We start from the raw sequence: 25,411 nt of genomic DNA on the forward strand, positions 1-25,411 counted from the left end.
GTCAGCCGTTACCACTTAAAGATAAAGAAATACTGGCGCGTTTTATAAGCCGTTTGCGCGTAAAGATAAAAATTAATCAAGGAAATTAAAATGTTATCAATGAAGAATATCAGCAAGGTTTTTAAAACGGACTTAGTGGAAACCCATGCGCTGCGGGATTTCAACCTTGAGGTGAACGAGGGCGAGTTTGTGGCGGTTACGGGTCCTTCGGGCTCAGGCAAAACCACCTTCTTAAATATCGCTGGCTTGCTTGAAGGCTTCACCCATGGGGATTATTTTTTAGATGGGATTAATGTCTCCAACCTCAGTGATAACAAAAGTGCCGCAGTGCGCAATGAGAAAATAGGCTTTATCTTCCAAGGCTTTAACTTAATCCCCGATCTTAACCTCGCGGAAAACATTGAAGTACCGCTACGCTACCGTGGTTTTAGTGCCAAGGAGCGTAAACGCCGTGTGGAGCAAGCGTTAGAACAAGTGGGCTTAGGCGCGCGGATGAAGCATTTGCCGACCCAATTATCCGGCGGTCAGCAGCAAAGGGTCGCGATTGCTCGCGCTTTAGCTGGGGAACCCCGTTTTCTGCTCGCCGACGAACCAACGGGTAACCTCGACAGCTTAATGGCCCGCCAAGTGATGGAGTTATTAGAGAATATTAATCAGTCTGGCACCACGATCATCATGGTGACCCACGATCCTGAACTGGCTCGCCGTGCCCAGCGCAATATCCAAATTGTCGATGGTCAAGTCTGCGACTTTACCATGTATCAACCCAATGCGGCCCGCAGTGCAAGCCATAGCAGTGTCGATAAACTGGTTGCTAACGCCCAAGGCTAGGAGCGGTTATGTTCTTCTATTACTTAGATTTAGCTTGGCGTAGCATCAAAAAAACGCCCATGTTGTCGGCATTGATGATCATGGCGATTTCTATCGGCATTGGCATCACCATCACCACTCTTAACATCTACAAAATGATGTCCACTAACCCTGCGGGAGAGAAGTCTGGCAAATTGTTTGCGGTGCAACTGTGGAGCCAAGGGCCAGATGCCTGGGACCGCTTCGATCCACAGATCACCTATCAAGATGGTTTTAACTTACTTAAGAGCGATATTCCACGTTTGCAAACGCCAATGTTCCGCACGGGCGGCGCGGTGCAAACCGAAGATCCTGCGTTTTTACCCGTGCTGCAATCTCGAGTGCGGGTGACCAATAACGACTTTTTTCCAATGTTCGGCCTCGAGTTTCAATATGGTCAGGCGTGGGATGACAGTGTCGATCAGGATGCTCGCTACGAAGTGGTGCTCACCGATGAGCTGAATAAGACCCTGTTTGCGGGCAAAAATAGCGTGGGTAAAACGATTTATTTCAATGCTAAGCCCTATCAAGTGGTTGGAGTGCTCAAGCCTTGGGCACCGAGTCCAAACTATTACGATCTTAACAATGGCGCTTTTGGCAATGTGGATACCTTGTTTGTGCCCTACAGCTTAGCGCCGATTGAGGAATATGGTAGTTGGGGAAATACCAACGGCTGGAACTATGAAAGCATCAACAACTATGCACAGCGTTTAACCTCCGAAAAGCATTGGACGCAGTTTTGGGTGCAACTGGATTCGCCTGAGCAAGTGGCAGAGTACCGTCAGTGGGTACGCCAATATATTGAACAGCAGAAGAAATTAGGTCGCTTTGGCTCACCTAAGGCCGATGTGCAGTTGTCCGATGTTGACCAATGGTTAGCCATTAATAAAGTGGTGCCAGAGGATAACAAGGTGCTGGTGGGCCTCAGTGTACTCTTCTTGATTGTCTGTTTAGTCAATATGTTAGGGTTGTTGCTGTCGAAGTTTTTACGTCGAGCTCCCGAAATTGGCGTGCGCCGCGCCATCGGCGCTAGCCAAGGGCAGATCTTTGCCCAGCATATGGTGGAAGTGTCTTTGATGGGATTATTCGGCGGTTTACTCGGCTTGGCTTGGGCCTGGGGCTCATTGATGCTGTTGACCAAGAAGTTTGACTTGGTGGCGTCTTTAACTCACCTCGATACCAGTATGTGGTTGATAGCACCAATGATCGCGATTTTGGCGGCTGTGGTGGCTGGTATCTACCCCGCGTGGCGTGTGTGTACGACTAACCCAAGTGTTTATCTCAAGAGCCAATAATCGGGGGCAATATGTTACATATCAAACCTATTTTAAGCAGTTTATTACGCAGTAAAAGCGGCCCCTTGTTACTGTTGTTACAGATCATTTTATCTGTGGCTATCGTGGCAAATGCTAGCTTTATTATCGCCGAGCGCCTGAATTTAATGGCCCGTGAGTCGGGAATTGTTGAAAGTGAAGTCTTCGATTTCAGTATTTATCATTTTGATAAATCGACAGATTTAGTCGCGCAGGATAAACGGGATTTGGAACTTCTGCGTGCTATTCCTGGGGTGATTGATGTTGCGCCCACCTCAATGGCTCCCCTTAGCGGTGGTGGTTGGTCGAGTAACTTTACGCTGGGGCCAGAGGAGCGCGCTAAATCTACGCCCAATACGGGCATGTATATGAGTGATGAGCATTTTATCAACTCCCTAGGACTGAAGTTAGTCGAAGGACGTAACTTCTATCCCCAGGAGATCACCACAGAGTTGCTGGAGGATGGTGGCAAGATGATTGTCACTAAAGCCTTTGTTGATAAAGTGTGGCCGAATGAGTCAGCCCTTGGCAAGAGCGTGTATATGGGTACGCAGCACTATGTGGTGATTGGGGTGGTTGAACGCTTACAAACGGCATGGGTTGATAACAGTAATCTTGAGTTTAGTTCCGTATTGTCGGTGAATTATCCCGCTGACTATAAACGCTATTTAGTAAGAGCTAAGCCGAGCGATATCGCGCGCTTAAAAGGAGTCATTCCCGAGCTGCTGCACAAGGAATATCCAAGCAGAGTGGTTGAAGACTTTACGACTATTGCTGAGCGACGCATCGAGGCGTACCGTGACCATGAGTTAATGGCAACTGTACTGACCATGATGGTGGTGTTACTGCTGTTGATCACATCCCTTGGGGTGACAGGCATGGTGATGTTTAATATCCAGCGCCGCACTAAGCAAATAGGCACTCGCCGCGCATTAGGGGCGAAAAAACGGGATATTATCAGCTACTTCCTCGTCGAGAACTATTTGCTCTGCTTGCTCGGCGGCGGCATTGGAGTGCTGTTAGCGATTCAGCTCGGCCAGCAATTGATGAGCCTCTATAGCCTGCCGATGCTGGAGATAATCTATCCATTGTTAACTGTGGTGGGACTGTTTGCGGTAACCACCCTTGCGGTGTACTTACCTGCTCGCAAGGCCGCTAAGATTTCTCCAGCGACAGCTACCCGCAGTGTTTAAATAAGTTGAAGGGCATTAAGTGTGATAACAGTAGGATGTTATTGCACTTTTTGTTACTTTAAGGTTAATAGTTTTACTCAGGACGCACATGCTCACATGGACACTATTCTGATTGTCGACGATAACCATGCCATCTGCCAAGCCTTAGGCTTAATGTTGGAGATCAATGGTTACCAAGTGTTGACTTGTCATACGCCCGAAGATGCCCTTAGCCTAATGGCAACCCAAGATGTTGATTTGGTTATCCAAGATATGAACTTCACCCGCGATACCACCTCGGGGGAAGAGGGAAAACAGTTATTTTATGCGCTACGTGAGCGTCAGTCTGATCTACCAATCATCCTGATGACGGCCTGGACCCAGTTAGAAACGGCGGTCGAGTTAGTGAAAGCGGGCGCCGCCGACTATATGGGCAAACCGTGGGATGATGCTAAGTTACTAAATAGTATCACTAATTTAATCGCGCTACATAAACTTGCCCGTGCAAACCAACAACTCGAACGGGTGAACTCTCAGCGCCAAGTGGCGATCGCCGATGCGGATCTCTGCGGAATCGTGTTTGGCAGTGGCGCCATGCAGCGCTGTATCGACTTAGCCTTGCAACTGGCGCGTTCCGATGTGTCTGTGTTGATCACTGGCCCCAATGGTGCGGGTAAAGACAAGCTTGCCGATATTATTCACGCCAATTCCCCTTTAAAAAACAAACCTTTTATCAAGGTGAATGTGGGCGCCTTGCCGATGGAGTTGCTCGAGGCCGAACTCTTCGGTGCTGAGGCGGGAGCTTTTACCGGCGCCAATAAGGCACGCATTGGTCGCTTTGAGGCGGCCGATGGCGGCACGCTGTTTTTGGATGAAATTGGCAATTTACCCCTGTCGGGCCAAGTGAAATTGCTGCGGGTATTACAAACCGGAGAATTCGAACGCTTAGGCAGCCATAAAACCTTAAAGGTGAAGGTGAGAGTGATCAGTGCGACTAACGCCGACCTTGCCCAAGATATTGTCGAGGGGCGTTTCCGTGAGGACTTATTCTACCGCTTGAATGTGATTGAATTGGCATTACCGCCGCTGAATCAACGTGTTGATGATATCTTACCTTTAGTGAAACATTTTGTCGGTGAGGGCTTTAGCCTGAGTAAACCTGCGCAGCAAGCCCTATTACAGCACCGCTGGCCGGGCAATGTGCGGGAGTTGGAAAACGCCTGTAAACGTGCGGTACTGTTGGCGCAAAGCCGAGTGTTAACCGAAGCTGATTTTGGTTTGCCCACTGCCCATGGAAATCATTCCAGTGGAATAAACACAACGACATTTGGGCGAACCTTGTCCGCAATAACACCGATTGAACCGCAGGTGAAAAGTTTGCCTCATGCCGAGCCTGCTCAATCGGACTCCAGCGACGCTATGGACGTTAGCCGTGAGCAGATTGAAATGGCCCTAAGGCAACACAAGGGCGTGATTGCGCGTGTGGCGAAATCCCTAGGCTTGAGTCGACAGGCCTTGTATCGCCGCATGGATAAGTTTGGTCTAGAAAAATAACCATAGCATGATAAACACTGAGCATTAGGCGGAATTTTAGGTGCAACTGCGAACAAAATTAATCATTTATTCAACCGTTTGTTGCGCCTTAGGTGTGCTCTTGACCTTAGGTGTTGTGAGCTATCGTCCGTCTATCTCGCCCGTTGAAGTCGCTGCGCCCATCAAGATCCCCGATATAACTATACCGCCCTTCGATATAGATAAGCTGCAAGAGACTGTCGAGGCGGCGATAAAGAATAACGAGCAATTACAACAAACTCTGCCACTACAGGAACGTTTAAGGACGGAACAAATTAGGCATGAGCTGCAAAAGTTGGAGCAACTTAAGCAAGAACAGCTGCAAATCAAGCTCTATAAACTCGAGCAACTTAAAGATGGACTCTTTAGCCCTTCAGTCCATCCTGAAGTGCCCCCCATAGCGCCACCCGCTGAATCTATCTCGCTGCCTAAGTTGAAGTTAGAACACGAGGCTGTGTCCACACCGCCAATCACTGAATGGCTATTCATATTACTGTTTGCCTGCGGAATCTGTGCCTTAGGTGTGGCTTGGTTTACCCGCCATTTAGCTCGCAGTCTCAATGCCTTAGAGGTTGGTTTACTCAACTTTAATGACAATGACTTTAGCGTCAGCATTCCTGCAAATGGTGAGGGGCAGTTGAAAGCATTGGCTGAGTTATTCAATGATTCGGCGGCTAAGCTGCGCCAAGAGCGGCAATACATTTACCAGCGCGAATTGCTATTGGATAAGGTGATTCAAAGCTCTCCGAATGTGATGCTGCTGTTTAACGACCACCAAAAACTCATGTATGCCAACGATGCGGCGCGGCATCTTTTTCATATCAAAGGCAAGATGGAAGGATTGAGCCTAGACGAGTTGCTGCAAGACTTACCCGAAGCGCTTGCCTTGGCCCTTAAGCAAGAAAAGAGCGGCCTGTTTACCATGGGTGAGGATGATACTGAGACTTGGTATCTGAGTCGTGGCCAGTTTTTACTGAATAACCAGCAGCATAACTTAATTTTGCTCAAGCAGATGACCCGAGAGCTCAATCGTCAGGAAGTGGCGGTATGGAAGAAGGTGATCCGCATTATCAGTCATGAGTTGAATAACTCTGTCGCGCCCATCGCCTCCATGGTGAACTCGGGGCGTTTACTGACGAAAGATCTCGATAATCCCAAGCTTAAGCTGATATTCGACACCATAGAGAGTCGCACGAATCACTTGAGCCAGTTTATTTTCAATTATGCGCGCTTTGCTAAACTGCCTTTACCACAGCGACGTGAGGTGCCATGGCTGCAGCTTGTCGAGCATTTAACCCAGCATTATCCTTTTACCTTAGCCAATGAGTTACCTGCTGAGATGGGCTATTTCGACCAAGGGCAAATGGAGCAAGTCCTGCTGAATTTACTGAAAAATGCCCATGAATCAGGTTCTAATCCCGATGAAGTCACGCTCTCGATTCGCTTTCAAACGCTGGTGGATGGAGCGGGCTTTAGTATCAAAATCGAGGATCGCGGCAGCGGTATGTCAGAGGAAGTGTTAGAGCAAGCCCTATTGCCCTTTTACTCAACTAAACAATCGGGTACAGGCTTAGGCTTACCACTTTGCCGCGAAATCATTGAGGCCCACGAAGGCAGTATTAGCATGCATAATCGCAGCGACGGCGGGCTATCTGTACAACTCTGGTTACCGCAATAATCTGCGATTAAGAGTGTATCAAGAGTTTTCATTACTCATTCTAACGTATTACCCAAATGGGCTATTTTGCGGTTTTTACCTTAGCTTTTTGGGCTAATTTAGGTCTCAGTCTAATGACTAGCGATCTTCAATCCTGTTAACCTTTCTTTAATGAAAATAAGCGTGAAATGTTACATGCACAACATGGCGTAGTATGCGTTTACGCTAAAGCGGCATCTTAAGGTAAGGAGGGACCTGTGAAATCGTTAATTCAGCGGTTGTTGTTCAGTTTCTTGTGTCCATTCTTGTTGATAAGCGCTCCCGGCGCGTTAGCCGATGATGATATTGAAATCAGTGGGCTTGTGATAGATAGAACCTTAACGCGTTTTGGTAAGGATTTTGGTTTTTACTACTCAAGTTATTGGCGCGAATTGCCGTTTACTCAAGGGTTTAACGTGACCTTGTATGAAACTGTATTTCCACAGGCGGGGACAGTTTTGAATTTAGAAGTGAATGGAACTCGTATTTACACCACACACTTTGGTCGTCGGGCGAACCCGATTAAGGAGAGCGCAGAGCAGGCCATTTTGTTGACGATTGATTACTTAGCTCAAGTCAGGGCTAATGCGATTACGGGTGATTTTTCAGGAACATCGGACGATTTGTAGGATAACAATAATGACATTCAGGACGTTACTTTCTCTTGCTGTGCTTTGCATAGCTCACACTAGCCAAGCAACCGAATTAATCTATACCCCTGTCAACCCAAGCTTTGGGGGCAATCCAGCGAATGGCTCCTTTTTACTCAATAAAGCGCAGGCTCAAAACGATAATAAAGCCAGCTCTAGTGAGAAGGACTTTGTTACTCGTTTTAAGGAATCATTGGAACGTAACATCATTAACTCCATCACCCGCGGCGTTGCCGATGGTGAGATCACCGATGGGGTGTACGATACGGGCGATTTTCGTATCGAAGTTGCTTCTACTGGCACCGGGGTGATGTTGACCATCACTAACATTGAAACTGGTGAAGTGACTGTGATTGAAATGCCAACTTTTGGAGGCGGAAACTAATGGCACGTTCCATCCTTATCGCTTCTATGCTGCTGAGTATGTCCGCCTGTAGCTTGATCCCAAAGCCTGACTTAAATATTACTCCTGCTCAAGTTAATCCGATGAGTGAGGTAATGAAGGAACTACAGAGTCAGCCTGGGCCTAAGTTTCCTATACCGGTAGCTGTCTATTCGTTTCGCGACCAAACAGGCCAGTATAAGCCTCAGGCGAACGTGAGTTCATTCTCCACCGCGGTCACACAAGGGGCGACATCGATGCTGATGCAAACCTTGATCGACTCTAAATGGTTTACGCCCGTTGAACGTGAAGGCCTACAAAATTTATTAACTGAGCGCAAAATCAGCAATAAACAAAATGGCTCAAAGGGCGATGATATCCCCGTGTTATCGACGGCGAGATTGCTATTAGAAGGCGGCATTATCAGTTACGAGACTAACACCAGTACAGGTGGTACAGGGGTTGAATATTATGGTATCGGCGCCTCGGAAATGTACCGTGAGGATCTGGTCACTATCTATCTGCGTGCTGTTGATGTTCACACAGGCAAAGTGATGATGTCTGTATCTACAAGTAAAAGGGTACTTTCACAGGAAATGCGTGCAGGCCTGTTCCGTTATACCAGTTTGAATCGTTTGGCCGAAGCCGAAGTCGGTTTTACGACTAACGAACCCGTGCAATTTTGCGTGTTGCAGGCTATCGAACTCGCGGTCGCCGAGTTGATCGATAAGGGCATTAAGCAAGGCTATTGGAGTCAGGCACAAGTGGCACAGCCCGCTGAAAAACAGCAGGAGTTGAGCCAAGGCTAATTCCTTTTGCGATAATAAGCACCGAGCCAGATACGTATCTGGCTCGTTTTTTTGTTTAATTAATCGGCCTGTAATGCCTTCCAAAACAGCGCAAAGCTGGCATCTCGGTAATGTTTATCTTTGCCTAATTCTGGATTATCGATAAAAAAGCGCGTGGCGGCCAAGTATTGCCCGTGACAGTTTTCAAGCATTAAATCAACGGGATAGTGTGCAATCAATCCCATCAGTTGTCCTTGTTTTATCAATTGCGCGATAAACCCTAAGATACTGTTCATCGCCTGCTCGCGAATATGCAGAGCGATCTGCGGTGACATAGAATACTGCTGAAAAAACAACTGTTTGACTGGATTTTCAATCGACCAATCGATCGCACTCTGCCAGAGAGTTTCGGCATTGTGTTTTAGATCTTGCCCCTCGCCGACTTTTAACAACAAGGCATCGGCGAATTCTTGCTTGATGGTAAGAAAAAGGCTTTCCATCAGTGCTTCCTTAGTCGGAAAATGATGGAACAGGGTGCCCGTGGCGACGCCCGCCTGTTTGGCGATCGATGCGGTCGAGGTGCCATGAAACCCTTGGTCGACAAATAGGCGTAAGGCGGTTTCCAAAATGGCCTGACGTTTATCCGTTATGGGTTTAGTGTCTGTATCTGTTGGTAATAAGCTCGGCATAACCACTCCTAAGCGCTTGTCTTAGCGTAAAAACAGCTTCATCAACATGCGTTGGATAAAAGTGCCATAGGGAGGATGGACAAACTTACCCGTGTTGAAGCGACCTCGACTAAGTACGGTTTTGGCGTGGCTAAAGGTCAGGAATCCTTCCTTGCCGTGGTAATGCCCCATACCCGATGGACCGATTCCGCCAAAGGGGGCATCATCGGCCGCCACATGGAACACGGTTTCGTTGATGCATACACCGCCGGAATGGGTTTGTTTGAGGATTTTTTGTTGGCTCGCTTCATCAAAGCTCATCACATACAGGGCTAAGGGGCGGGCGCGATGGTTCACGTAGCTAATGGCTTCATCTAAGCTATCGTAACCAATCACAGGCAGTAGTGGGCCGAAGATTTCTTCTTGCATCAATAGCATATCTTCAGTGGTGTCGGTAATGAGCTGAGTAGCGAGTTTACGATGCTGGCTATCAATAGCATCATTCGATGCGGAGATGACCTTAGCGCCTTTAGCCTTGGCATCCTCAAGCACGGTTAGCAAACGCTCAAACTGACGGACATTAATAATGCTGCCGTAATCTTTGTTGTGACTAATAGCGCCGTACATGGCTTGGAATTTCATCTGATAGGCTTGGATAAACTCTGCCACTTTCGCCTTAGGGCAAAGCACATAGTCAGGTGCTACGCAGATTTGTCCTGCATTCAAACATTTACCATAAATCATTCGTTCTACTGCTATCTCAAGTGGCATATCGGGGGCGATAATCACTGGCGACTTACCGCCCAGTTCGAGAGTCACTGGCGTAAGATTATTGGCGGCGGCGCGCATTACATGGCGGCCGACAGTGGTTGAACCGGTAAACAGTAGATGATCGAAGGGCAGGGCTGAAAACTGCGCCGCGACATCGGCTTCCCCTTCGACCACGGCAACATGGGATTCCTCAAACACTTCGGCGAGCAATTGCTTGATGACGCTGTTGGTCGCGGGGGTAAATTCCGAAAGTTTGAGCATGGCGTGATTGCCTGCTGCAATGGCCGTGACTAATGGTCCGATGGAGAGCATGACTGGGAAGTTCCAAGGCACGATTATCCCAATCACCCCGAGCGGCTGATAATGCACTTTTACTTGGGCGGGGGCGAGTAGGATGCCCGCATGACGGCGGCTTGGCTTGAGCCATTTCTTCAGGTTTTTCAGGCTGTAATTAATGTTATTGACCACGGGCATAATGTCGGAAATCAAGCTGTCGTCGACCGATCTGTGGCCATAATCCTGTGATAGAGCCTCGACGAGCGGCTGTTGGAATTTCAGTAAGGCGGCTTTAAGGCGGATTAAGCGTTCTTTACGGATGGCGTAATCGGGATTGGGGGCTGCCAAGTAACTTGCACGTTGGCGCTGGAGTAACTCGGTGAGTGGCGAGATTTTTGTTAGGTCTGTTGCCATATTCATAGTGATCCCTCGGGTGCAAGCCTTAAACTTTGGAAGTGATTTGTGGTGTAAAAAACAAACCGACTGATTAGTCGGTTTATCCTAGCTAACTGTGTGAGCATTCGCAAGTGTTCTGGTGTATTTTTGAGCAAGATCACGGCCCTGAGAAGGTATAAATTTTACACTCAAAAGGTAGTTTGTTAGACAAGGAGTGAGTATGACTTTGTTAAAGCATGGAATTTCTGTTGGCATTGAGCGTTATGGTGAGGATGATTTTTTTGTCGCCTTTAAAGCCATTGGTACCTTAACTCATCAAGATTATGAGGTGATGGTACCTGTGCTCGAAGCCGCGTTAGCTGGGGTGAAAGATCCCGATATTTATGCCTTAGTCGATGTGACTGAGCTTGAAGGTTGGGAACTTCAAGCCGCTTGGGACGATCTAAAACTAGGGGTTAAGCATGTTCGCCACTTTGAGCGGATTGCCATTGTCGGCAAAACGACGCTACAGGAGGTGATGGCAAAGTTGGCAAACTGGTTTACTCCGGCCGAGGTTAAGTTTTTTGTCGATAAACTGGATGCCATTACTTGGCTCAAAGATGAACTTAGCGATGACTAGCCATTAAGGAGAACAGATTATGCGTTCAGGTCAAATACTCTGGCCCACAGATTTTTCGGAAACTGCGGCCCATGCGCTACGTTATGCCATCGAAATGGCAAATTTATACCATGTTGGGCTAAAGATTTTACATGTTGTAGAGCAACCAATCGGTGACGAGAACTACATGATCCTAGCGATCACGCCTGAGGAACTCGCTAAGAGTATGGAAGAAGCCGCCGCAACCAAGATGCAGGCTTTACTTGAGGGCCTCAAAACCGAATTACCTATTACCACCCTGATTCGCCGTGGCGATCCCGTCGATCAAATTCTGGAAGAGGCGAATGGTAAGGATGTGGGTATGGTGGTGATTGCTAGTCATGGTAGAACCGGACTCTCGCACTTTTTACACACCAATGTCGCTGAAGCCGTCGCTAATGGCGCTAAATGTCCAGTATTAGTGGTTAAATAGCGAGTAAAACGCTTAGAAGAGGGCGCTTAGGCGCCCTTTGTTTTTGATTGCTAAAGCATAATTAATTTAGTGGCCTAGCTGTTTGTCCCAATTTACTGCGATAAAATACAGATTATCAGCAATGCTATTTGCCCCTATATTGGGCACAACAACCTAAGTGATGGATAAGATTATGCGTACTCAAGAAGTGTTATGCCCAACCGATTTTTCGGCAACTGCCGCCCATGCGCTAAAGTATGCGGTTGAAATGGCAAATCTTTATCAAGTAGATATCCGTTTGCTACATGTGGTCAGCCCTGCTAGAAGTGCTCACTTTTATGGTGTGGCAGTGGAGACTCCCGCGTCATTAGAGCAAAAGCTGGCCGAATTTGTTGCGGAGAAAATGCAAAGCCTACAGCAGGATATGCAGCAGGGATTGAAGTCTGGTCTGAGTATCAAATGCATTGTTCGCCACGGTGAGGCGAGTGAGGAAATTCTTGCTGAAGCCGCTGATGTGGGGATGGTGGTCATTGCCAGCCATGGCAGCAGTGGGTTAATGGATTTTTTAAAGCCTCATGTAAGTCAAGATGTTGTTAGGTTAGCTAAATGCCCGGTATTAGTTGTTAAGAGCTTACCACCTATAAAGGATCTTTCTTGAGTATTGACTGATCTACAACGCTGCTTGAGGCTTCAGCCTCTCCCTCAAGGGACATTAATCGCCGATACTTTTCTTGCAATGCGCTGAGTGTCCCGTCTTCACTTATTTGTTTTAAGCCAAGGTTAAAGTCATCTCGGATTTGCTCACTTAGAAAAGCAAATTTGTATTCCGTCGGTTGAAAAATACGATGACATATAGCCACTTGCTTCGCTTCTACTTCGGTTAATTTGCCCTCAATAAGCGCCTGCCTTAGATAGTAGGAGAATATATTTTTATCCATAACCACGACATCGGCCCTGTGCTTCATCAGCATATACACCTGCTGAATCTGACGAGCTTGCTCTTGATAGCTTGGATTGGATTTGATCATTTGGCTAAATTCATCGCCTAACAAGCTTGAGGCACGTTGAAAAGCGACGATCTTTTTATCAGCTAAATCTTTAATATTGTTAATGTTAAAGTGGTTTTTCTCTAAGCTGATAGCGCAATTTTGATACCGAATTGCCACATTAGAGTAAAACACTTTATCGACCATACCTTCCTTAACGTTGATTATGCCATCGAGTTTTCCTTCTTTTAATTCATGGAAGGTTCGCGCTAGGGGTAAATACTCAATATTGGCTGTATGACCTTTTACAGCAAGTGCTTGATATAGAAGTTCAAGTTCTAATCCGCTATTTGATTCTTGGATAACATAAGGAGGAATAGAGAGGCTGACGCCGATTTTAAGTTCTTCTGCGGCTGAAAATTGTGGATTCAATAACGCAATCATTCCCATCAATTGATAGCGAATGGGGGTTATTTTGGAGAAGCTGCAATAACGATTAGCTTGTTTCATCACTGTATAACCTTCACCATCCGCCATCTGATTATATCGCTGGTCATTCCTTGACCTCATGCAATAAGTGTAGTTTGCCAATCGATTATTTTAGGGATTTTATTTAAACAAATGCTCGTTCATTGCTAAAAAGATGACCCAGGTTGGCTTAAAAAGGCGATTTCTTCTGCGGTAGATTCTCTGCCTAATATCTTGTTTCTATGTGGGTAACGGCCAAATCTGTCGATAATCTCCTTGTGCCTCAGTTCAAATGCTAAATTGGCGATGGCCGCTTCTCGGTTGAACAATTTCACTGCAACTTGGTGAATAAGCGGCGACTCGCTATGCATGTAGGGCATAAATAAAAAGGGTACTTGTTTTGGCTTAAGTGCTTGGTCAACCTGCTGGGCGACGGCCTCTTGGGCAAGGACGAGGGCGATGGCATCGGCCTCAAACGCGGCGGGCGTATCGCGATAAATATTTCGGGAGAATTGATCCAGCACTATGATTTCGGCTAACCGACCTTGAGGTGTAACGCGCCAATCGGCAAGTTCACCCCGTTTGGCTTGTTTTAATAAGTCTTCAAAGCGAGACTGAATTAAGGCATCAAATTCAGGGTCTTTGATCCACCAAGATTTAGGTGAAATTTCCTCAAACCAGAAATGTAGCACTTGCTCAGCGGTAATCATTTGGCTCATCACTTGCTCCCATCGATTGACTCCTCTTAGAAATAACAGCCATGGGGGGATAAACACAAGTCAATGGAGTAAATTTGTCCACTATTGGCGGGTGTAGCCCCGTAAACCCTGCCTAATAATTTGTACTGAGGCTATTTCTTATTCACTGAATATCAAGTAGTTTTATAGACTCTTGATCAATTTTTGGATCGTTCCTCTATGCCCCTAGAAGCCGCAGCCACTCAATCGATGTCGAAACAGCATAAGGCATTTTTGCGTAAGTTATATTTAGCGCATTTAATGGATGATGAACGACATAACCTTTTATCACTCAATAAATTAACTGGAATGCCTCGGCGCACGCTGCAGGATTCTATCGCCGCATTTGAAGATATAGGGATTCGAGTCGAGTTTGTGCAGGACGGCAGCCGTAACAATGCGGGTTATTATCGTATCGTCACCTGGGGGCCAATCAGCAGCGCTTGGGTTGATACCCATGTCGATGAAATTGCTGCAATCATTGGTGTTAATGCCTCGAGTGAAGCGTTGGTGTGAAAGAGCGCGGATTTTGGTTCGATACTGAGCCTCAGTTAAATCAACGAGCCGTTTTACCACTCTTAGAGCAGGATATCACCGCCGATGTTGCCATTATCGGTGCGGGGTATTCCGGGCTTTGGACGGCTTATTATCTAAAGCAATACCAGCCAAATCTGTCTGTGGTTATCCTTGAGGCCGAACGCATAGGCCAAGGTGCATCCGGCCGCAATGGTGGTTGGTTGATGGGCAGTTTCAGTGGTGATGTCGCCTATCTCAATCGGCTCGAGGGCGAGCAGCGCCTTACCGCTAAAGCCATTATTCAAGCAACTATTTCTGAAGTGGCTACAGTTTGCACTAAGCACCATATCGACTGTGATTTACACCATGGCGGTAACTTGCGGGTGGCGGCGCGTTATCCCGAGCAACTCGCCAATATTAAAGCCGAACTGGCGCAGTGGCGCGTAGATGGCTTTGGTGAAGAAGATATACGTTGGCTGGATAAGCCTGAGCTCGATAAGCAAGTGTCTATGGCCGAGGGCCAAGCGGCACTTTTTACCCCCCATTGCGCGCGAATACATCCGGCGAAACTCGTCTGTGGTTTGGCTGACCTCGTACAAAGCTTAGGGGTGAAGATTTACGAGCACACGCCTGTAAATCACATGGCGCATCTTGGTGATGCACTTACTCAATTACAGACGCCGCTAGGAAATGTTCGGGCGGCGATTGTGGTGCCCGCCGTGGAAGGTTATCTACGTCAGCTCAGTGGACTTGGGCGATTTACTTTACCCGTGCAGAGTTTACTTATCGCCACCGAGCCATTAACGGACGCCACATGGGATGCAATTGGCTTAGCTAATCGCGCGACCTTTAGTGATGCCAGCCGCATAGTGACTTACGGCCAGCGGAGTCCTGATAATCGGTTGATATTTGGTGCCCGTGGCGGCTATGGCTTTGGGGCGAAAATACGTACCGAATTTGGTTTTGACCCTAGGCTCTTTAATGCGAAATTTCCCGTAAATCAAAGTCCGCCTCAGCACGCTTTCGAGGGCGAATTTGGCTTTCGTTATCAATTATTGTTGGCGTTATTTCCTCAACTTAAGGGCGTACAAATTACCCATGGTTGGGGCGGTACCTTAGCCCTGGCGAGGCGCTTTGCTCCCCATGCTATTTTTGATAAAAGTCTTGGTTTAGGCCTGATTGGCGGCTATGGCGGGGAAGGTGTCGGGGCGGCAAACCTATTTGCCCGTACGCTGGTGGACTTGATATTAGAACGTGATACACAGCTTGCGACCATGCCTTGGGCGTTTAATGCTTCAGTTCAACAGGTATTAGCCCCCTGGGAGCGCGAGCCTTTACCTTGGCTCGCTTACCATGGCATGAACAAGATTTTTGCGTGGGAAGATAGGCTCTACAGTCAGCCAAAGAGTGCGGCTTGGCAAAAAGGCTTAGCTAAGTGGCTCGCGAATCGATTAGTAGGCTTAATGAGTTAATCTACTTATAAACCATTGTGTTAGTCAGCCCATTACCGAATAATTTTTATTCATACACGATTTATTCATACACGATTTATTTATACACGATAAGTACTTTGATGATCCGAATATGTTAACCGAACAGTTTTTTCTACAGGGCCGCCTTAAGCTTGAAACCATTCCCCATGAAATGCGCATGTCCCATTGGGTGTATGCGCCGAGATTAACCGATACGCAAAGCGGGCAAGTGCTGCTCGACCTTGTCGGTCAATGCTGGGATTGTCAGTCAGCCATTGAGCGGGACAATACGCTTTGTCTAACACTCGATGGCTACCCCGACAGAGCCAACTGGCTCGAGTTGGCCTTTTTACCCGAGACGGGGCGAGTCCAGCTAAAGGCTGGCAATATCAACGCTAAGGCGCTAATGGCACAAGCGTTTTTGCCTCAGGAGCTGACTAGCTACCTTGATAGGTTACGCGCGCATCTCCTCAGTTAAAGGAAGATATAAGCCCCAAAGCCCAGCCAGCTAAGGAGTAACAAGGCGATGGCGGCCCAAGCAACAGAAGTAAATTGAGTCTGCGGCAGCGAAAAATCTTCGCCGTCATCTATTTCGTCGGCCGCGCTCGCTTGTTGGTTTCTAGCCCTTAGCTGTTGTTTTCTCAGTTTATCGCGCTCACGGGCCTTGGCTTTTTGGCGTTTTTTGTATTCGGCAATGCCTTTTTCAATCCCCTGCGCGATAAGCTTAGTCTGTTCCTTCGTTTGCCCCGGTTTTTGCGTGGCTTTGGCAATGCTTAAGGCGTCTTGCTGCGTCTCTGTGGAAATCGTGGTTTTCATCTGCTCAATGTACTGGCGATATCGATTGGCCCGATTATACCCTCAACTTTAAGTGAAAAAGCTTTGCGAGTTTGATTTTGGATCAAAAAATCAATGGGTAACCGCCCTGTGGTGCAGGAATAAACTCAGGTTCATAATCCCACACCTGCCGAATTATCTCGGCCGATAAAGCTTCCTTTGCCGAGCCTTCACTGACGATTTCCCCTTGCTTGAGGACGATAACCCTGTCGCTGTAACGGGCGGCCTGATTGAGATCGTGTAGTACCACAATCACAGTGTAGGCGTGTTTGTGGGCGAGATTTTTTGCCAGCGCTAATACCTTATGTTGCTGCGCCAGATCCAGTGCCGAGGTGGGTTCGTCGAGCAGTAAAATCGGCGGGAAGGGGGATTGGCTCAACTGAGTTAATACCCGCGCCAGTTGTACCCTTTGTTTTTCGCCGCCCGAAAGGGTGGGGTAGCTACGCTGCGCCAAGTGCACTATCTCCACCTCAGAGAGCCATTTTGTGACTAACTGCTGTCCCTCTTTTTGACTCAAGGTTAACGGATAAAGCCCCATGGCGACCACTTCATGCACCTTAAAGGGAAAGGTTAAACTCGCGTGCTGCGGTAGCACCGCTAGTGACTTGGCCAGTTCAGCCCTTGGCCAATCGACAAGCGGGCAGTGCCCAAGCCGAATGCTGCCGCGCGCGGCGGGGATCTCTTGGCACAGTGCCTTTAAAAGTGTGGACTTACCCGCGCCATTCGGTCCTAACAGTGCGGCGACACTGCCCGGTTGAAATTGCACACTAATGTCTTTTAACACTGCTTTATCGCCGATAGCGTAGCAAAGTCTATCCACGCTTAATTGGGTACGTTCAAAATGTTGTTTAGCGACGGGCGCAGCCGATAAGCTCATAGCCATGGAGTTCTCGCTTAGATTAATTTGCTGCGTTGTTGCAGGAGTAAAAAGATAAAGAATGGTGCGCCGATGAGCGCTGTCACTAAGCCAACGGGGAGTTCCGCTGGGGGTAAAAAGGCGCGCGCACCGATATCGGCAAGTGCTAACAAGGCCGCACCTAGCAGGGCACTCATCGGGAGGAGGCGCTGATGATCAGGCCCTAGCAACATACGCACTAAATGTGGCACTACTAAGCCAATAAAACCGATAATGCCCGTTGCCGCAACACTGACGCCGACCCCTAAGGCGCAGAGCAGGATGAGTCTCAGCTTGAGTGAATCAACATCAATGCCTAAATGCCTGGTCTCGGCCTCACCGAGCAATAGGGCATTAAGCGCCTTAGCATCACGATTAAATTGCCAACTCAGCAGGGCTAACACCACTAAACACAAGCCCACATATTGCCATTGTGCGCCGGCAATACTGCCCATTTGCCACAGGGTTAAGTCCCTGAGCGCCATATCATTGGCTAAATAGGTCAGTACGCCAATTCCTGCCCCTGCGAGTGCTGCAACGGCGACGCCAGATAAGAGCAATAACACGACCGATGTGCCTAAAGCGTTGCTGGCAAGACGATAGACGATAAGGGTGGTGATTAAACCAGAGACAAAAGCACTGACAGAAATCATGACCGATTCGGCGTGAGGGAACAGTACTATGCAGATGGCCGCACCTAATGCCGCGCCGGATGACACGCCAATAATCCCAGGATCAGCCAAGGGGTTACGAAACAACCCCTGCATCACCGCACCGCATTGGGCCAACATAGCCCCAACGGCAAGAGCTAATAAGGTGCGAGGTAAGCGGACGTTGCTAACAACCAGTTGCTCGTGGGGAGCAAGGTTGCCAATGTTTTGCTCCGTGGCCCAATTAAACACCGCGCTGAGGGAGTCGATAAGGCTGATATTCACTGGCCCGACACTGACGGAAAGTAAGCTGCTGAGGATAAGCAGCATTGCCATGGTGGGCCATAGCCAGCGATGTTGTAACATACTCATCAGCCCCACAACTTATTGAGCTTGCTTGAGCAACGTGGCTGCCAAGGTTTCAGCCGCACCGATAGCGCTAATGCCTAACCCGCCGAGTAAGGCTTGTGGGGCAAGGGTTTGGATATGGCCATTTTTGCCCGCGGGAGTGTGGGCGAGTAATGGCATTTCCTTCAGTAGTGCTTGCGCGGTTTGTTCATCCGTTTGTGCATCGCTCTGCTCGCTGCGCTTAGAGAGTAAAATTACATCGGGCTGGAGTGAGAGTATGCCTTCTTGAGAGAGACTCTTATAACCTTCAAAGTCGGCAATATTCTTTGCCCCCGAGAGCGCGATAATGGTATCGGCCGCAGTACCTTTACCGCCGACACGGGCGCCGCGTCCTTCCTGTAATAACATAAACAGGATTTTCGGCTGGGTCTGTTGCTGGCTCAATTGCTGTTGCTGTTTATTTAGCCCTTCAAGTCTTTGATGTAAATCTTGTTTTAACTTTATCGCTTGGTCTGTGCGTTTCAGTAGCTGAGCGAGGGTATCAATATTCGTCATCAGCTGTTTCTCATCGGCACTTGAGGGTAACTTCACCACCTCAATCTTGGCCTGTTTGAGCACATTGAGTGTGGTTTCTGGCCCCATTACCTCAGAGCCGACAACTAGAGTTGGCGACAATGCCATAATGCCTTCAGCCGACAACATTCTGTGATACCCCAGTTTGGCAATTAACGCTAAATGCTCTGGAAGATAGCTGGTGGAGTCCACTGCAACCAGCTCGTCAGCTGCATTGAGGGCAAGCACCAGCTCAGTCACCCCAGCGCCCGCGCTAACCAGTTTTATCTCCTGTGATAAGGCATTGGTCGAGAATAAGGCTGCGAACGTTGAGAGAGTGAGCGCCTGGAAAAATTGCCGCCACTGATTGACTGATTGATTGGCATGACGATTGGCTTTAAACAACATGGGTAAACTCCTACTTCATCTGTGTGCAAGGTGGGCAAAGGCCACTACCAAGGGAAATGGTTTCGAAAAATGTTCTGCTTTAATCTAAGCGATTAATGTTCCATCAAAATCTGTGTCTGGCTGATGGCATTGCCCTGCAAGAGTGCTAACAGCTGCATTAAAGGTTCTACCGGCGCGGCTTTATCCGCCGCGATAACAATACTGGCCTGAGGATGGCGTTTTAGTCGTTCTTCAAATGCCGAACTGAAGGCGCTTAACTCGGAATAGGTCTCGCCGTTTAGCGCCCAGTGGGGAGCGTTTGCCAAGATGTTGATAGCGATAGATTCTTTAGGTTCGACGGCCGTGATGGCGCTGCTTGGGCTTTGTGGCACTTCCACGGGTAAACTCATCAAACGGCTATTGGCGGTCAGTAATAGAAACACTAAGACGATAAAAATGATGTCTATCAACGCCGTAAGATCGATGCTCGGAAGGGGCTCTAAGGCCGAGATCCCCGCTTGAGGTAATGAGGCTCTATCGGCACTGATCATGGCTGTGACTCGAGTTGAGTGTTTGAGGCGGGTTTAGCACGATTAACGTCGGCAAAAGCCTGATAGTGATTCTGCTCGAGGGCGATATGTTCAACCCCAGATAGCCACAAATTGAGTTGATTCAATACATGACTCACTTTTACGCACTGACTATGGGCCCAGATCCCAAATAAATGGGCGGCAGTAATGGTCGGCACCGCGATAATCAGGCCCGCTGCAGTGGTGTTCATCGCCAGTCCAAGTCCTGCACTGAGCTGTGATGGGGTGACGGGGCCTTGGGATTGCCCTAACTGGGCGAACATCTCAATCAGCCCCAGTACTGTTCCCAATAAACCGAGCAATGGGCTAATAATACCAATCACTTGCAGTAACTTAAGGCCCGCTTGTAAGTCCCTTTGCTGCTTGTTCAGCCACAGGCTGAGTAATTCTTCCCTGAGCTGCTTTGGCTTATCGGCTTGTTTTAACAGTAAATTGGCGCCTCTTGTCAGTAAGTCCTGCTGACGACTCGTACTCTCGATGAGTGCTTGAATGGTTTCAGTGCTGGCCTTGGCATCGGATTGGCGCAGCGTTTTCACCCAAGCCTGTTTTTTGGGCGACATAGATGCAAAGGATTGCTGTAAAAATAAGGCGCTACGTTCGAGGCAAATCATTAACGCGAGAAAGGCGCAGATAAGTAGTGGCCAAGTCAGGGCACCGAGTTGAGCCTGTAGAGTGGAAAAGTCAGTCATGGGCATTAAGACTCTTAGGTTAAATTCGTTATTAAATAAGTAGTTATCAAGCGAGCAGCAAAAGTTAAAATGTTACGGTTAGGGACGTTCAATTTAAGGCGAACCGAATAGGTACTCTCACCTTGTAATGGCTGGCCAGTTTGTTGGTGGGGGCTTGAAACTCCCATGTCTCAACTGCCTCTAATGCCGCTTGATCTAATAGTCCAACCCCCGAGCTTTTTACTAAGGTGAGGGCCAGTTGTTGTCCAAATTCGTTAAACATCACTTCTACAGTCGCCGTGCCTTCAAGCCCTTTTTTACGTGCCATACGTGGGTAAGTAGGTTGCGGCGGTTTACTGGCAAAAGTCGGTGTTGCCAGCTCGATAACCTCGGGAGTGGCTTTGATGCTCTTGCTGGTACTTGTGGGCGTCACATCACTGTTGTTAATGGCGGCATTATCTTGAGTGTTGCTTTCTGCCATTTGCGACAACACTTGGTCAGAAGATTTTGTTATCTCTCCAGTTTCTTTCTGATGTTGTGTATTTGCGGCCATAAGAGGCTTTGCTGTTGTTGCATCGGCCTTAGAGGAGGTGTTTGGCGTTGGCTTGTTCTGCACTGCGGATTGAATCGTTCGTGGCTTATCTGTGGTTGGTGCGGGTGCTTGCCTTGCTATTTCAGTTATTGGCGTATCAGTGAGTGCTGGCGCCGTTTGGGGCTTACTAGTATTAGACACATGTGTCGAGGTCGCATCTACGGGAATCGTTTTCGCTGGCGTACTTTTTACCGCAGATATGGCCGCTGATTTTTCTGTGGCACGAGGAGCTGCAAAGCTTAAGGTAACCGCTTTATTTGCTTCATTGAATGCGGCCATTTGAGTCGATTCATTGAGACTACTTGGTAATGGCATAGAAGGCTGCGATGCAATTACACCCGTTTGGATTACAACGGTTAATGCGCCAAAAGCCAGATATCGTTTCGGTGTCACAGCAAGTCTTCCAAGTCCAAAAACAGTCACCCATCAATCAATGCTAATTAAGATACGCCAATATAAATAAGATCGCAAATGATAATGATTTCCATTTGATCAATTTTCCAATCTCAGTTAGAGTGCCTGCAATTGCGAAAAGGAATGCTTAAAAATGCAGCAGATTGGCTTAGGTTTACGGATTAACCTCTGACGGCTGATTTTGATTCTAATTGATTAATATCATTGATGATTTGAGGATGTAACCATGCAAAAGAAGCCGTTAGTTATCGCCATTGCGATCGCATTAACGACTACGGCGCTAAGTTTTACGTTAGCGGCTGAAGAAGGTATGACTGGGCAGCAGAAGGAAAAAAAGCCGGGATTAGTCGAGACTGAGTTTGATGAAGTATTAGTCAGCGCGACACGCTTGAGTGAAAAAGTCTCACAAACTAGCCGCAGTGTTGCCGTTGTAGGTGAAGAACAGCTCAATGTGGCTCAGGCATCATCGGTTGCTGAAGCGCTAAAAAATGAAGCCAACATCACTTTAACTAATGGGCCGAGAGCGACGTCTCAAGGGGTTGAGATCCGTGGCTTAAGCGGCGATCGCGTATTACAAACCATTGATGGCGCAAGACAGAATACCAGTTCTGGTCACCGTGGTTCTTACTTTATGGATCCAGAATTACTCAAATCAATTGAGGTGATTCGCGGTCCTGCCAGTAGTCTCTGGGGCAGTGGCGCCATTGGTGGTGTGGTGGCGCAGAATACTAAATCGGCTCAAGACTTCTTGGCTCCTAACGAAACCTTTGGTGGCTATCTAAAGCAAGGCTATGACACTAATGGCGACCGTACTAAAACCAGCGCTGCCGTGTATGGCCAACAAGATACTATTGATTGGTTAATCAATGGATCTTACTTTGACTCCAATAATATCAATACGGGTAATGACGAAACCTTAACGAACAGTGCTTCTTTGGGGAGCAGTGGTTTGGCTAAGTTTGGATGGCAAGCCGATGAGGCTTCACGCTTAGAGTTATCGGCAAGAGTTAACAAGATTAATGAACTCGTGCCGAGTAATCCTTCCGCAGCTGTGAGCAGTTCAGTGCCTTTAGTGCGCCGTAAAACGGACGATCAAAACGTTACCCTTAATTACAGCTTGGCGCCGGCAAATAATCCGTATTTGGACACTAAAGTGCAGGTCTATTGGAATAGCACGGATTATGACGAAGACCGAGTGACCAAAGGTCAATTCGATAGCACCGAATACCGCACCATTGGCATTAATCTCAACAACAGTTCGCAGCTGGGTAACACTAAGTTGACCTATGGTGTCGATGGTTATCGCGATACCCTTAAAACCGTTAGAGACGATAAGGGTCAAGTGGGGCAACGCCCAGGGGATATTGATGGTGAGACCACAGTGTGGGGCGCCTTTACCCGTGCCGATATTCAATTGACGCAAACCGTCAATCTCGACGCCGCCTTACGTTACGACAGCTTTAAAAACGAGAGTCACAACCTCAATGCTTCCGCGGATGACAATGAGTTATCCCCTTCGCTGGGCTTAAGTTGGCAGACTCAGCCGTGGCTGACCTTAAGTGCACGATATGATCAGGCTTTCCGTGCGCCAACGGTTGAGGAAATGTTTTCTACCGGCACCCATTATTGCATTCCGCCGATCCCCGGATTTTTACCTCAAGGTCTGTGTAATACTTTTGCGACGAATCCTAACTTAAAGTCTGAAGTCGCCCGCAATAAAGAACTGAAAGCCGATTTTCGTTTCAACGATCTAGCCGGTGATGATGAGCTGGCTTTCACCGTAAACATCTTCCGTAACGATGTGGACGATTTTATCGTGCAGCAAGTCTCCAATCCGTTAATGGGGATCCCAGGATTTGAGCAAACCACCTCATGGAATAACGTGGACGATGCGCAATTAACTGGCTTTGAGCTCAGCGGCCGTTATCGCATTGGGCAAACACGGCTGGCGATGAATTACGGTCAGACCCGAGGTGAAGACCGTAAGACAGGCGACTATATCGAGGGTATGCCCGCCAATAAGTTTAACGTCGATCTCTCCCAAGGCATTATGGAAGGCGATATGAAACTCGGCACCCGAGTGACCTATGTCGCCAGCCAATCTAATACGCCCGAAGGTTATCGCGTGGCTAAGTATGACGACTATACCCTGTGGGATGTGTACCTAGCTTGGGAGCCAGCAATGGGGGCTATGTCAGGCCTGAGAGTCGACTTTGCCATCGAAAATATTGGTGATGAGAAATACCAGCAGGCATGGCAGACCCTGTATCAGCCTGGTCGCAATATGAAGTTGTCAGCACGTTATATGTTCTAGGCCCAGCCTTAGGAGACGCAAATGACACAGACAATCGACACTGAAATTACACACCCGAGCCATCACACTGATGCCGATTCGCAGTCTATGTTAAGGCAGCGCTTTATCAACCAGCCCGATTTAATGCCCGCACAGTTGGCGAGTGAATTAGGGATTGCCGAGCTTGATGTGGTCGCAGCACTGCCGCAAGCGCAGCGGGTGTTTTTACCTTTGACACAAATTGACGAGCTGCTGCAGAGCTTACCCGAGTGGGGACCTCTGACCACGATAGTGATGCTCTCGGGCAGTGTTTTTGAATTTAAAGGTGATTTTCCCCAAGGGAAATTTGCCCATGGATATTACAACCTCTACAGCAAAGGTGATGGCCTTCATGGCCATCTCAAGCTGGATAACATGCGAGCTATCGCGTTAATCAGCAGACCCTTTAGGGGCAGCGAGAGCCATTCGATTAACTTTTTTGGTCCTCAAGGCGAGGTGGTATTCAAAGTTTATTTAGGACGAGACAAGCAAAGAGTGCTTTTTCCTGAGCAAGTTCGCCGTTTTAAAACGCTTGCGAGCACCTTTGCTACTCAATAGTCATCGATATAATTTATTAAGGTATCCAATATGAAGCCTGAAATCTCCGAGCAAGAACAACGTTTAAGGGACAAACTGTTACCCGAAATTGAGGCCTTTAAACAGCAGCGCCATACTTTGCAACTCGCGACAGTCGATACGGGTGGTCAACCCAATGCCAGTTATGCTCCGTTTGCCTTAGCTGACGATGGATTTTACATCTTAGTGAGTGACTTAGCGCGTCACGGCCACAACCTTAAGCAGTCGACAAAAGTGTCTGTCATGCTGGTGGAGGATGAAGCCGAAGCAAAATCCGTATTCGCCCGTAAACGTCTAACTTTCGATGCAATCGCTCAAGCGGTTGAGCGGGATACGCCCTCGTTTAGTAAGGGAGTCAGCCTGTTATCAAAACGCTTTGGCGAAATGTCCGATAATCTCGCGGCATTGACGGATTTTAATCTGTATAAGTTAGCGCCCCATCAGGGATTATATGTGAAAGGTTTTGGCCAGGCCTTTAGTCTGACAGGCAGTGAATTACTCGATGTCAACTGGAAGCGTGATGGCCACCATGGCACACCTAAAGCGCCCGAAGATATGCAAGTAGCTTAAGTCGAGTCTTAATAAATTTCTGTGTCTCACACTTCAGCGCCTTGAGCTTGACCGACTCAAGGCGCAAGCATAAACCCGCTCTCTAGGCGGGTTTATTGTTATATTCCTCGAGGCATTTGGGTTTTGCCTTTATCCTTTGTTATTGCCCGCCTTGCAGCGACTCCTTGCGAAAGTCACTTTGTTTATCCTTAAGGCTTTCGGGTATGCTCTGTTGATACTCGCATGTGCTAAGGTTGATGAGC

At 48.0% G+C, this 25,411-nt stretch carries 28 protein-coding genes; 17 read left to right on the forward strand and 11 right to left on the reverse strand.

Going from position 1 to position 25,411, the window contains the following annotated elements:
- Window positions 1-90 precede the first annotated feature (90 nt).
- The 8 genes from EYR25_RS11140 to EYR25_RS11175 all read left to right on the forward strand — a co-directional run bounded on the left by EYR25_RS11140 (window position 91) and on the right by EYR25_RS11175 (window position 8,443).
- Entirely contained in the window at window positions 91-831 is a 741-nt protein-coding gene (locus EYR25_RS11140; RefSeq protein ID WP_023269017.1) for an ABC transporter ATP-binding protein, read from the forward strand.
- An 8-nt stretch (window positions 832-839) separates the two neighbouring features.
- Window positions 840-2,144: an ABC transporter permease gene (locus EYR25_RS11145; RefSeq protein WP_133180120.1), complete on the forward strand. Its 1,305-nt coding sequence runs from the start codon at window positions 840-842 to the stop codon at window positions 2,142-2,144.
- A gap of 11 nt (window positions 2,145-2,155) precedes the next feature.
- The gene (locus tag EYR25_RS11150) at window positions 2,156-3,355 is read left to right on the forward strand and encodes an ABC transporter permease (protein ID WP_133180122.1); all 1,200 of its coding nucleotides are present in this window, start codon (window positions 2,156-2,158) and stop codon (window positions 3,353-3,355) included.
- Between the two features lie 96 nt (window positions 3,356-3,451).
- Window positions 3,452-4,888: a sigma-54-dependent transcriptional regulator gene (locus EYR25_RS11155; RefSeq protein WP_133180124.1), complete on the forward strand. Its 1,437-nt coding sequence runs from the start codon at window positions 3,452-3,454 to the stop codon at window positions 4,886-4,888.
- A gap of 40 nt (window positions 4,889-4,928) precedes the next feature.
- Window positions 4,929-6,584 (forward strand): sensor histidine kinase, encoded by a 1,656-nt coding sequence (locus tag EYR25_RS11160; RefSeq protein WP_133180126.1) that lies wholly within the window; start codon window positions 4,929-4,931, stop codon window positions 6,582-6,584.
- 236 nt (window positions 6,585-6,820) lie between these two features.
- Complete coding sequence (locus tag EYR25_RS11165) at window positions 6,821-7,231, forward strand: curli production assembly/transport protein CsgE (protein WP_133180128.1); 411 nt, start codon at window positions 6,821-6,823, stop codon at window positions 7,229-7,231.
- Between the two features lie 10 nt (window positions 7,232-7,241).
- The gene (locus EYR25_RS11170; protein WP_133180130.1) at window positions 7,242-7,637 is read left to right on the forward strand and encodes a curli assembly protein CsgF; all 396 of its coding nucleotides are present in this window, start codon (window positions 7,242-7,244) and stop codon (window positions 7,635-7,637) included.
- A complete protein-coding gene (locus EYR25_RS11175) occupies window positions 7,637-8,443 on the forward strand; it encodes a CsgG/HfaB family protein (protein ID WP_023269024.1) in 807 nt (268 codons plus the stop codon). Before EYR25_RS11170 ends, EYR25_RS11175 begins: the two co-directional genes overlap by 1 nt.
- Before the next feature lie 59 nt (window positions 8,444-8,502).
- Here the strand turns inward: EYR25_RS11175 and EYR25_RS11180 are convergent, their stop codons facing one another.
- Together EYR25_RS11180 and EYR25_RS11185 are read right to left on the reverse strand one after the other, a co-directional pair.
- Window positions 8,503-9,111: a TetR/AcrR family transcriptional regulator gene (locus EYR25_RS11180; RefSeq protein ID WP_023269025.1), complete on the reverse strand. Its 609-nt coding sequence runs from the start codon at window positions 9,109-9,111 to the stop codon at window positions 8,503-8,505.
- Window positions 9,112-9,132: 21 nt separating this feature from the next.
- On the reverse strand, window positions 9,133-10,557 hold the full coding sequence (locus EYR25_RS11185) for a coniferyl aldehyde dehydrogenase (protein WP_133180132.1): 1,425 nt from the start codon (window positions 10,555-10,557) through the stop codon (window positions 9,133-9,135).
- Between the two features lie 196 nt (window positions 10,558-10,753).
- On the opposite strand from EYR25_RS11185, the gene EYR25_RS11190 reads away from it, so the two are divergent.
- From EYR25_RS11190 to EYR25_RS11200, 3 genes are all read left to right on the forward strand, one after another.
- Window positions 10,754-11,152 (forward strand): SpoIIAA family protein, encoded by a 399-nt coding sequence (locus EYR25_RS11190; RefSeq protein ID WP_023269027.1) that lies wholly within the window; start codon window positions 10,754-10,756, stop codon window positions 11,150-11,152.
- Window positions 11,153-11,171: 19 nt separating this feature from the next.
- Window positions 11,172-11,603 (forward strand): universal stress protein, encoded by a 432-nt coding sequence (locus EYR25_RS11195; protein WP_023269028.1) that lies wholly within the window; start codon window positions 11,172-11,174, stop codon window positions 11,601-11,603.
- A 172-nt stretch (window positions 11,604-11,775) separates the two neighbouring features.
- On the forward strand, window positions 11,776-12,240 hold the full coding sequence (locus EYR25_RS11200) for a universal stress protein (protein WP_039978902.1): 465 nt from the start codon (window positions 11,776-11,778) through the stop codon (window positions 12,238-12,240).
- Here the strand turns inward: EYR25_RS11200 and EYR25_RS11205 are convergent.
- The gene (locus EYR25_RS11205) at window positions 12,221-13,078 is read right to left on the reverse strand and encodes a substrate-binding periplasmic protein (protein ID WP_133182830.1); all 858 of its coding nucleotides are present in this window, start codon (window positions 13,076-13,078) and stop codon (window positions 12,221-12,223) included. The two genes, EYR25_RS11200 and EYR25_RS11205, sit on opposite strands and share 20 nt — an antisense overlap.
- Window positions 13,079-13,203: 125 nt before the next feature.
- Complete coding sequence (locus EYR25_RS11210) at window positions 13,204-13,755, reverse strand: DUF924 family protein (protein WP_133180135.1); 552 nt, start codon at window positions 13,753-13,755, stop codon at window positions 13,204-13,206.
- A 198-nt stretch (window positions 13,756-13,953) separates the two neighbouring features.
- Between EYR25_RS11210 and EYR25_RS11215 the strand changes: the two genes are divergently transcribed.
- The 3 genes from EYR25_RS11215 (at window position 13,954) to EYR25_RS11225 (ending at window position 16,239) form a co-directional block, all read left to right on the forward strand.
- Window positions 13,954-14,289, forward strand: coding sequence for a winged helix-turn-helix domain-containing protein (locus EYR25_RS11215; protein ID WP_133180137.1), 336 nt, complete (start codon window positions 13,954-13,956; stop codon window positions 14,287-14,289).
- Window positions 14,286-15,761, forward strand: coding sequence for an NAD(P)/FAD-dependent oxidoreductase (locus tag EYR25_RS11220; RefSeq protein ID WP_133180139.1), 1,476 nt, complete (start codon window positions 14,286-14,288; stop codon window positions 15,759-15,761). Before EYR25_RS11215 ends, EYR25_RS11220 begins: the two co-directional genes overlap by 4 nt.
- 112 nt (window positions 15,762-15,873) lie before the next feature.
- On the forward strand, window positions 15,874-16,239 hold the full coding sequence (locus EYR25_RS11225) for a hypothetical protein (RefSeq protein ID WP_133180141.1): 366 nt from the start codon (window positions 15,874-15,876) through the stop codon (window positions 16,237-16,239).
- Here EYR25_RS11225 and EYR25_RS11230 read toward each other — a convergent pair.
- From EYR25_RS11230 to EYR25_RS11260, 7 genes are all read right to left on the reverse strand, one after another.
- The gene (locus EYR25_RS11230) at window positions 16,236-16,577 is read right to left on the reverse strand and encodes a DUF2956 domain-containing protein (RefSeq protein WP_133180143.1); all 342 of its coding nucleotides are present in this window, start codon (window positions 16,575-16,577) and stop codon (window positions 16,236-16,238) included. The genes EYR25_RS11225 and EYR25_RS11230 overlap by 4 nt on opposite strands.
- A gap of 82 nt (window positions 16,578-16,659) precedes the next feature.
- Window positions 16,660-17,478, reverse strand: a complete 819-nt coding sequence (locus EYR25_RS11235; RefSeq protein ID WP_133180145.1) for a heme ABC transporter ATP-binding protein — start codon at window positions 17,476-17,478, stop codon at window positions 16,660-16,662.
- A gap of 11 nt (window positions 17,479-17,489) precedes the next feature.
- Window positions 17,490-18,506 (reverse strand): FecCD family ABC transporter permease, encoded by a 1,017-nt coding sequence (locus tag EYR25_RS11240; protein WP_133180147.1) that lies wholly within the window; start codon window positions 18,504-18,506, stop codon window positions 17,490-17,492.
- Between the two features lie 18 nt (window positions 18,507-18,524).
- The gene (locus EYR25_RS11245; RefSeq protein WP_133180149.1) at window positions 18,525-19,448 is read right to left on the reverse strand and encodes a hemin ABC transporter substrate-binding protein; all 924 of its coding nucleotides are present in this window, start codon (window positions 19,446-19,448) and stop codon (window positions 18,525-18,527) included.
- A gap of 92 nt (window positions 19,449-19,540) precedes the next feature.
- On the reverse strand, window positions 19,541-19,978 hold the full coding sequence (locus EYR25_RS11250; protein WP_133180151.1) for an ExbD/TolR family protein: 438 nt from the start codon (window positions 19,976-19,978) through the stop codon (window positions 19,541-19,543).
- Entirely contained in the window at window positions 19,975-20,712 is a 738-nt protein-coding gene (locus EYR25_RS11255) for a MotA/TolQ/ExbB proton channel family protein (RefSeq protein ID WP_133180153.1), read from the reverse strand. The genes EYR25_RS11250 and EYR25_RS11255 overlap by 4 nt, the downstream gene beginning before the upstream one ends.
- Before the next feature lie 82 nt (window positions 20,713-20,794).
- A complete protein-coding gene (locus tag EYR25_RS11260) occupies window positions 20,795-21,670 on the reverse strand; it encodes an energy transducer TonB (protein ID WP_243729876.1) in 876 nt (291 codons plus the stop codon).
- 247 nt (window positions 21,671-21,917) lie between these two features.
- Here EYR25_RS11260 and EYR25_RS11265 point away from each other — a divergent pair, with 247 nt between their 5' ends.
- The 3 genes from EYR25_RS11265 to hutZ are packed head-to-tail and all read left to right on the forward strand — an operon-like array spanning window position 21,918 to window position 25,169.
- A complete protein-coding gene (locus EYR25_RS11265; RefSeq protein WP_133180155.1) occupies window positions 21,918-24,005 on the forward strand; it encodes a TonB-dependent hemoglobin/transferrin/lactoferrin family receptor in 2,088 nt (695 codons plus the stop codon).
- 21 nt (window positions 24,006-24,026) lie between these two features.
- On the forward strand, window positions 24,027-24,581 hold the full coding sequence (gene hutX / locus EYR25_RS11270) for a heme utilization cystosolic carrier protein HutX (protein ID WP_039978908.1): 555 nt from the start codon (window positions 24,027-24,029) through the stop codon (window positions 24,579-24,581).
- 30 nt (window positions 24,582-24,611) lie between these two features.
- Window positions 24,612-25,169, forward strand: a complete 558-nt coding sequence (gene hutZ / locus EYR25_RS11275; RefSeq protein ID WP_133180157.1) for a heme utilization protein HutZ — start codon at window positions 24,612-24,614, stop codon at window positions 25,167-25,169.
- The last annotated feature ends 242 nt before the right edge of the window (window positions 25,170-25,411 follow it).

Origin of the sequence: Shewanella decolorationis (assembly GCF_004354305.1) — a bacterium.
GTDB classification, from domain to species: Bacteria; Pseudomonadota; Gammaproteobacteria; order Enterobacterales; family Shewanellaceae; genus Shewanella; species Shewanella decolorationis.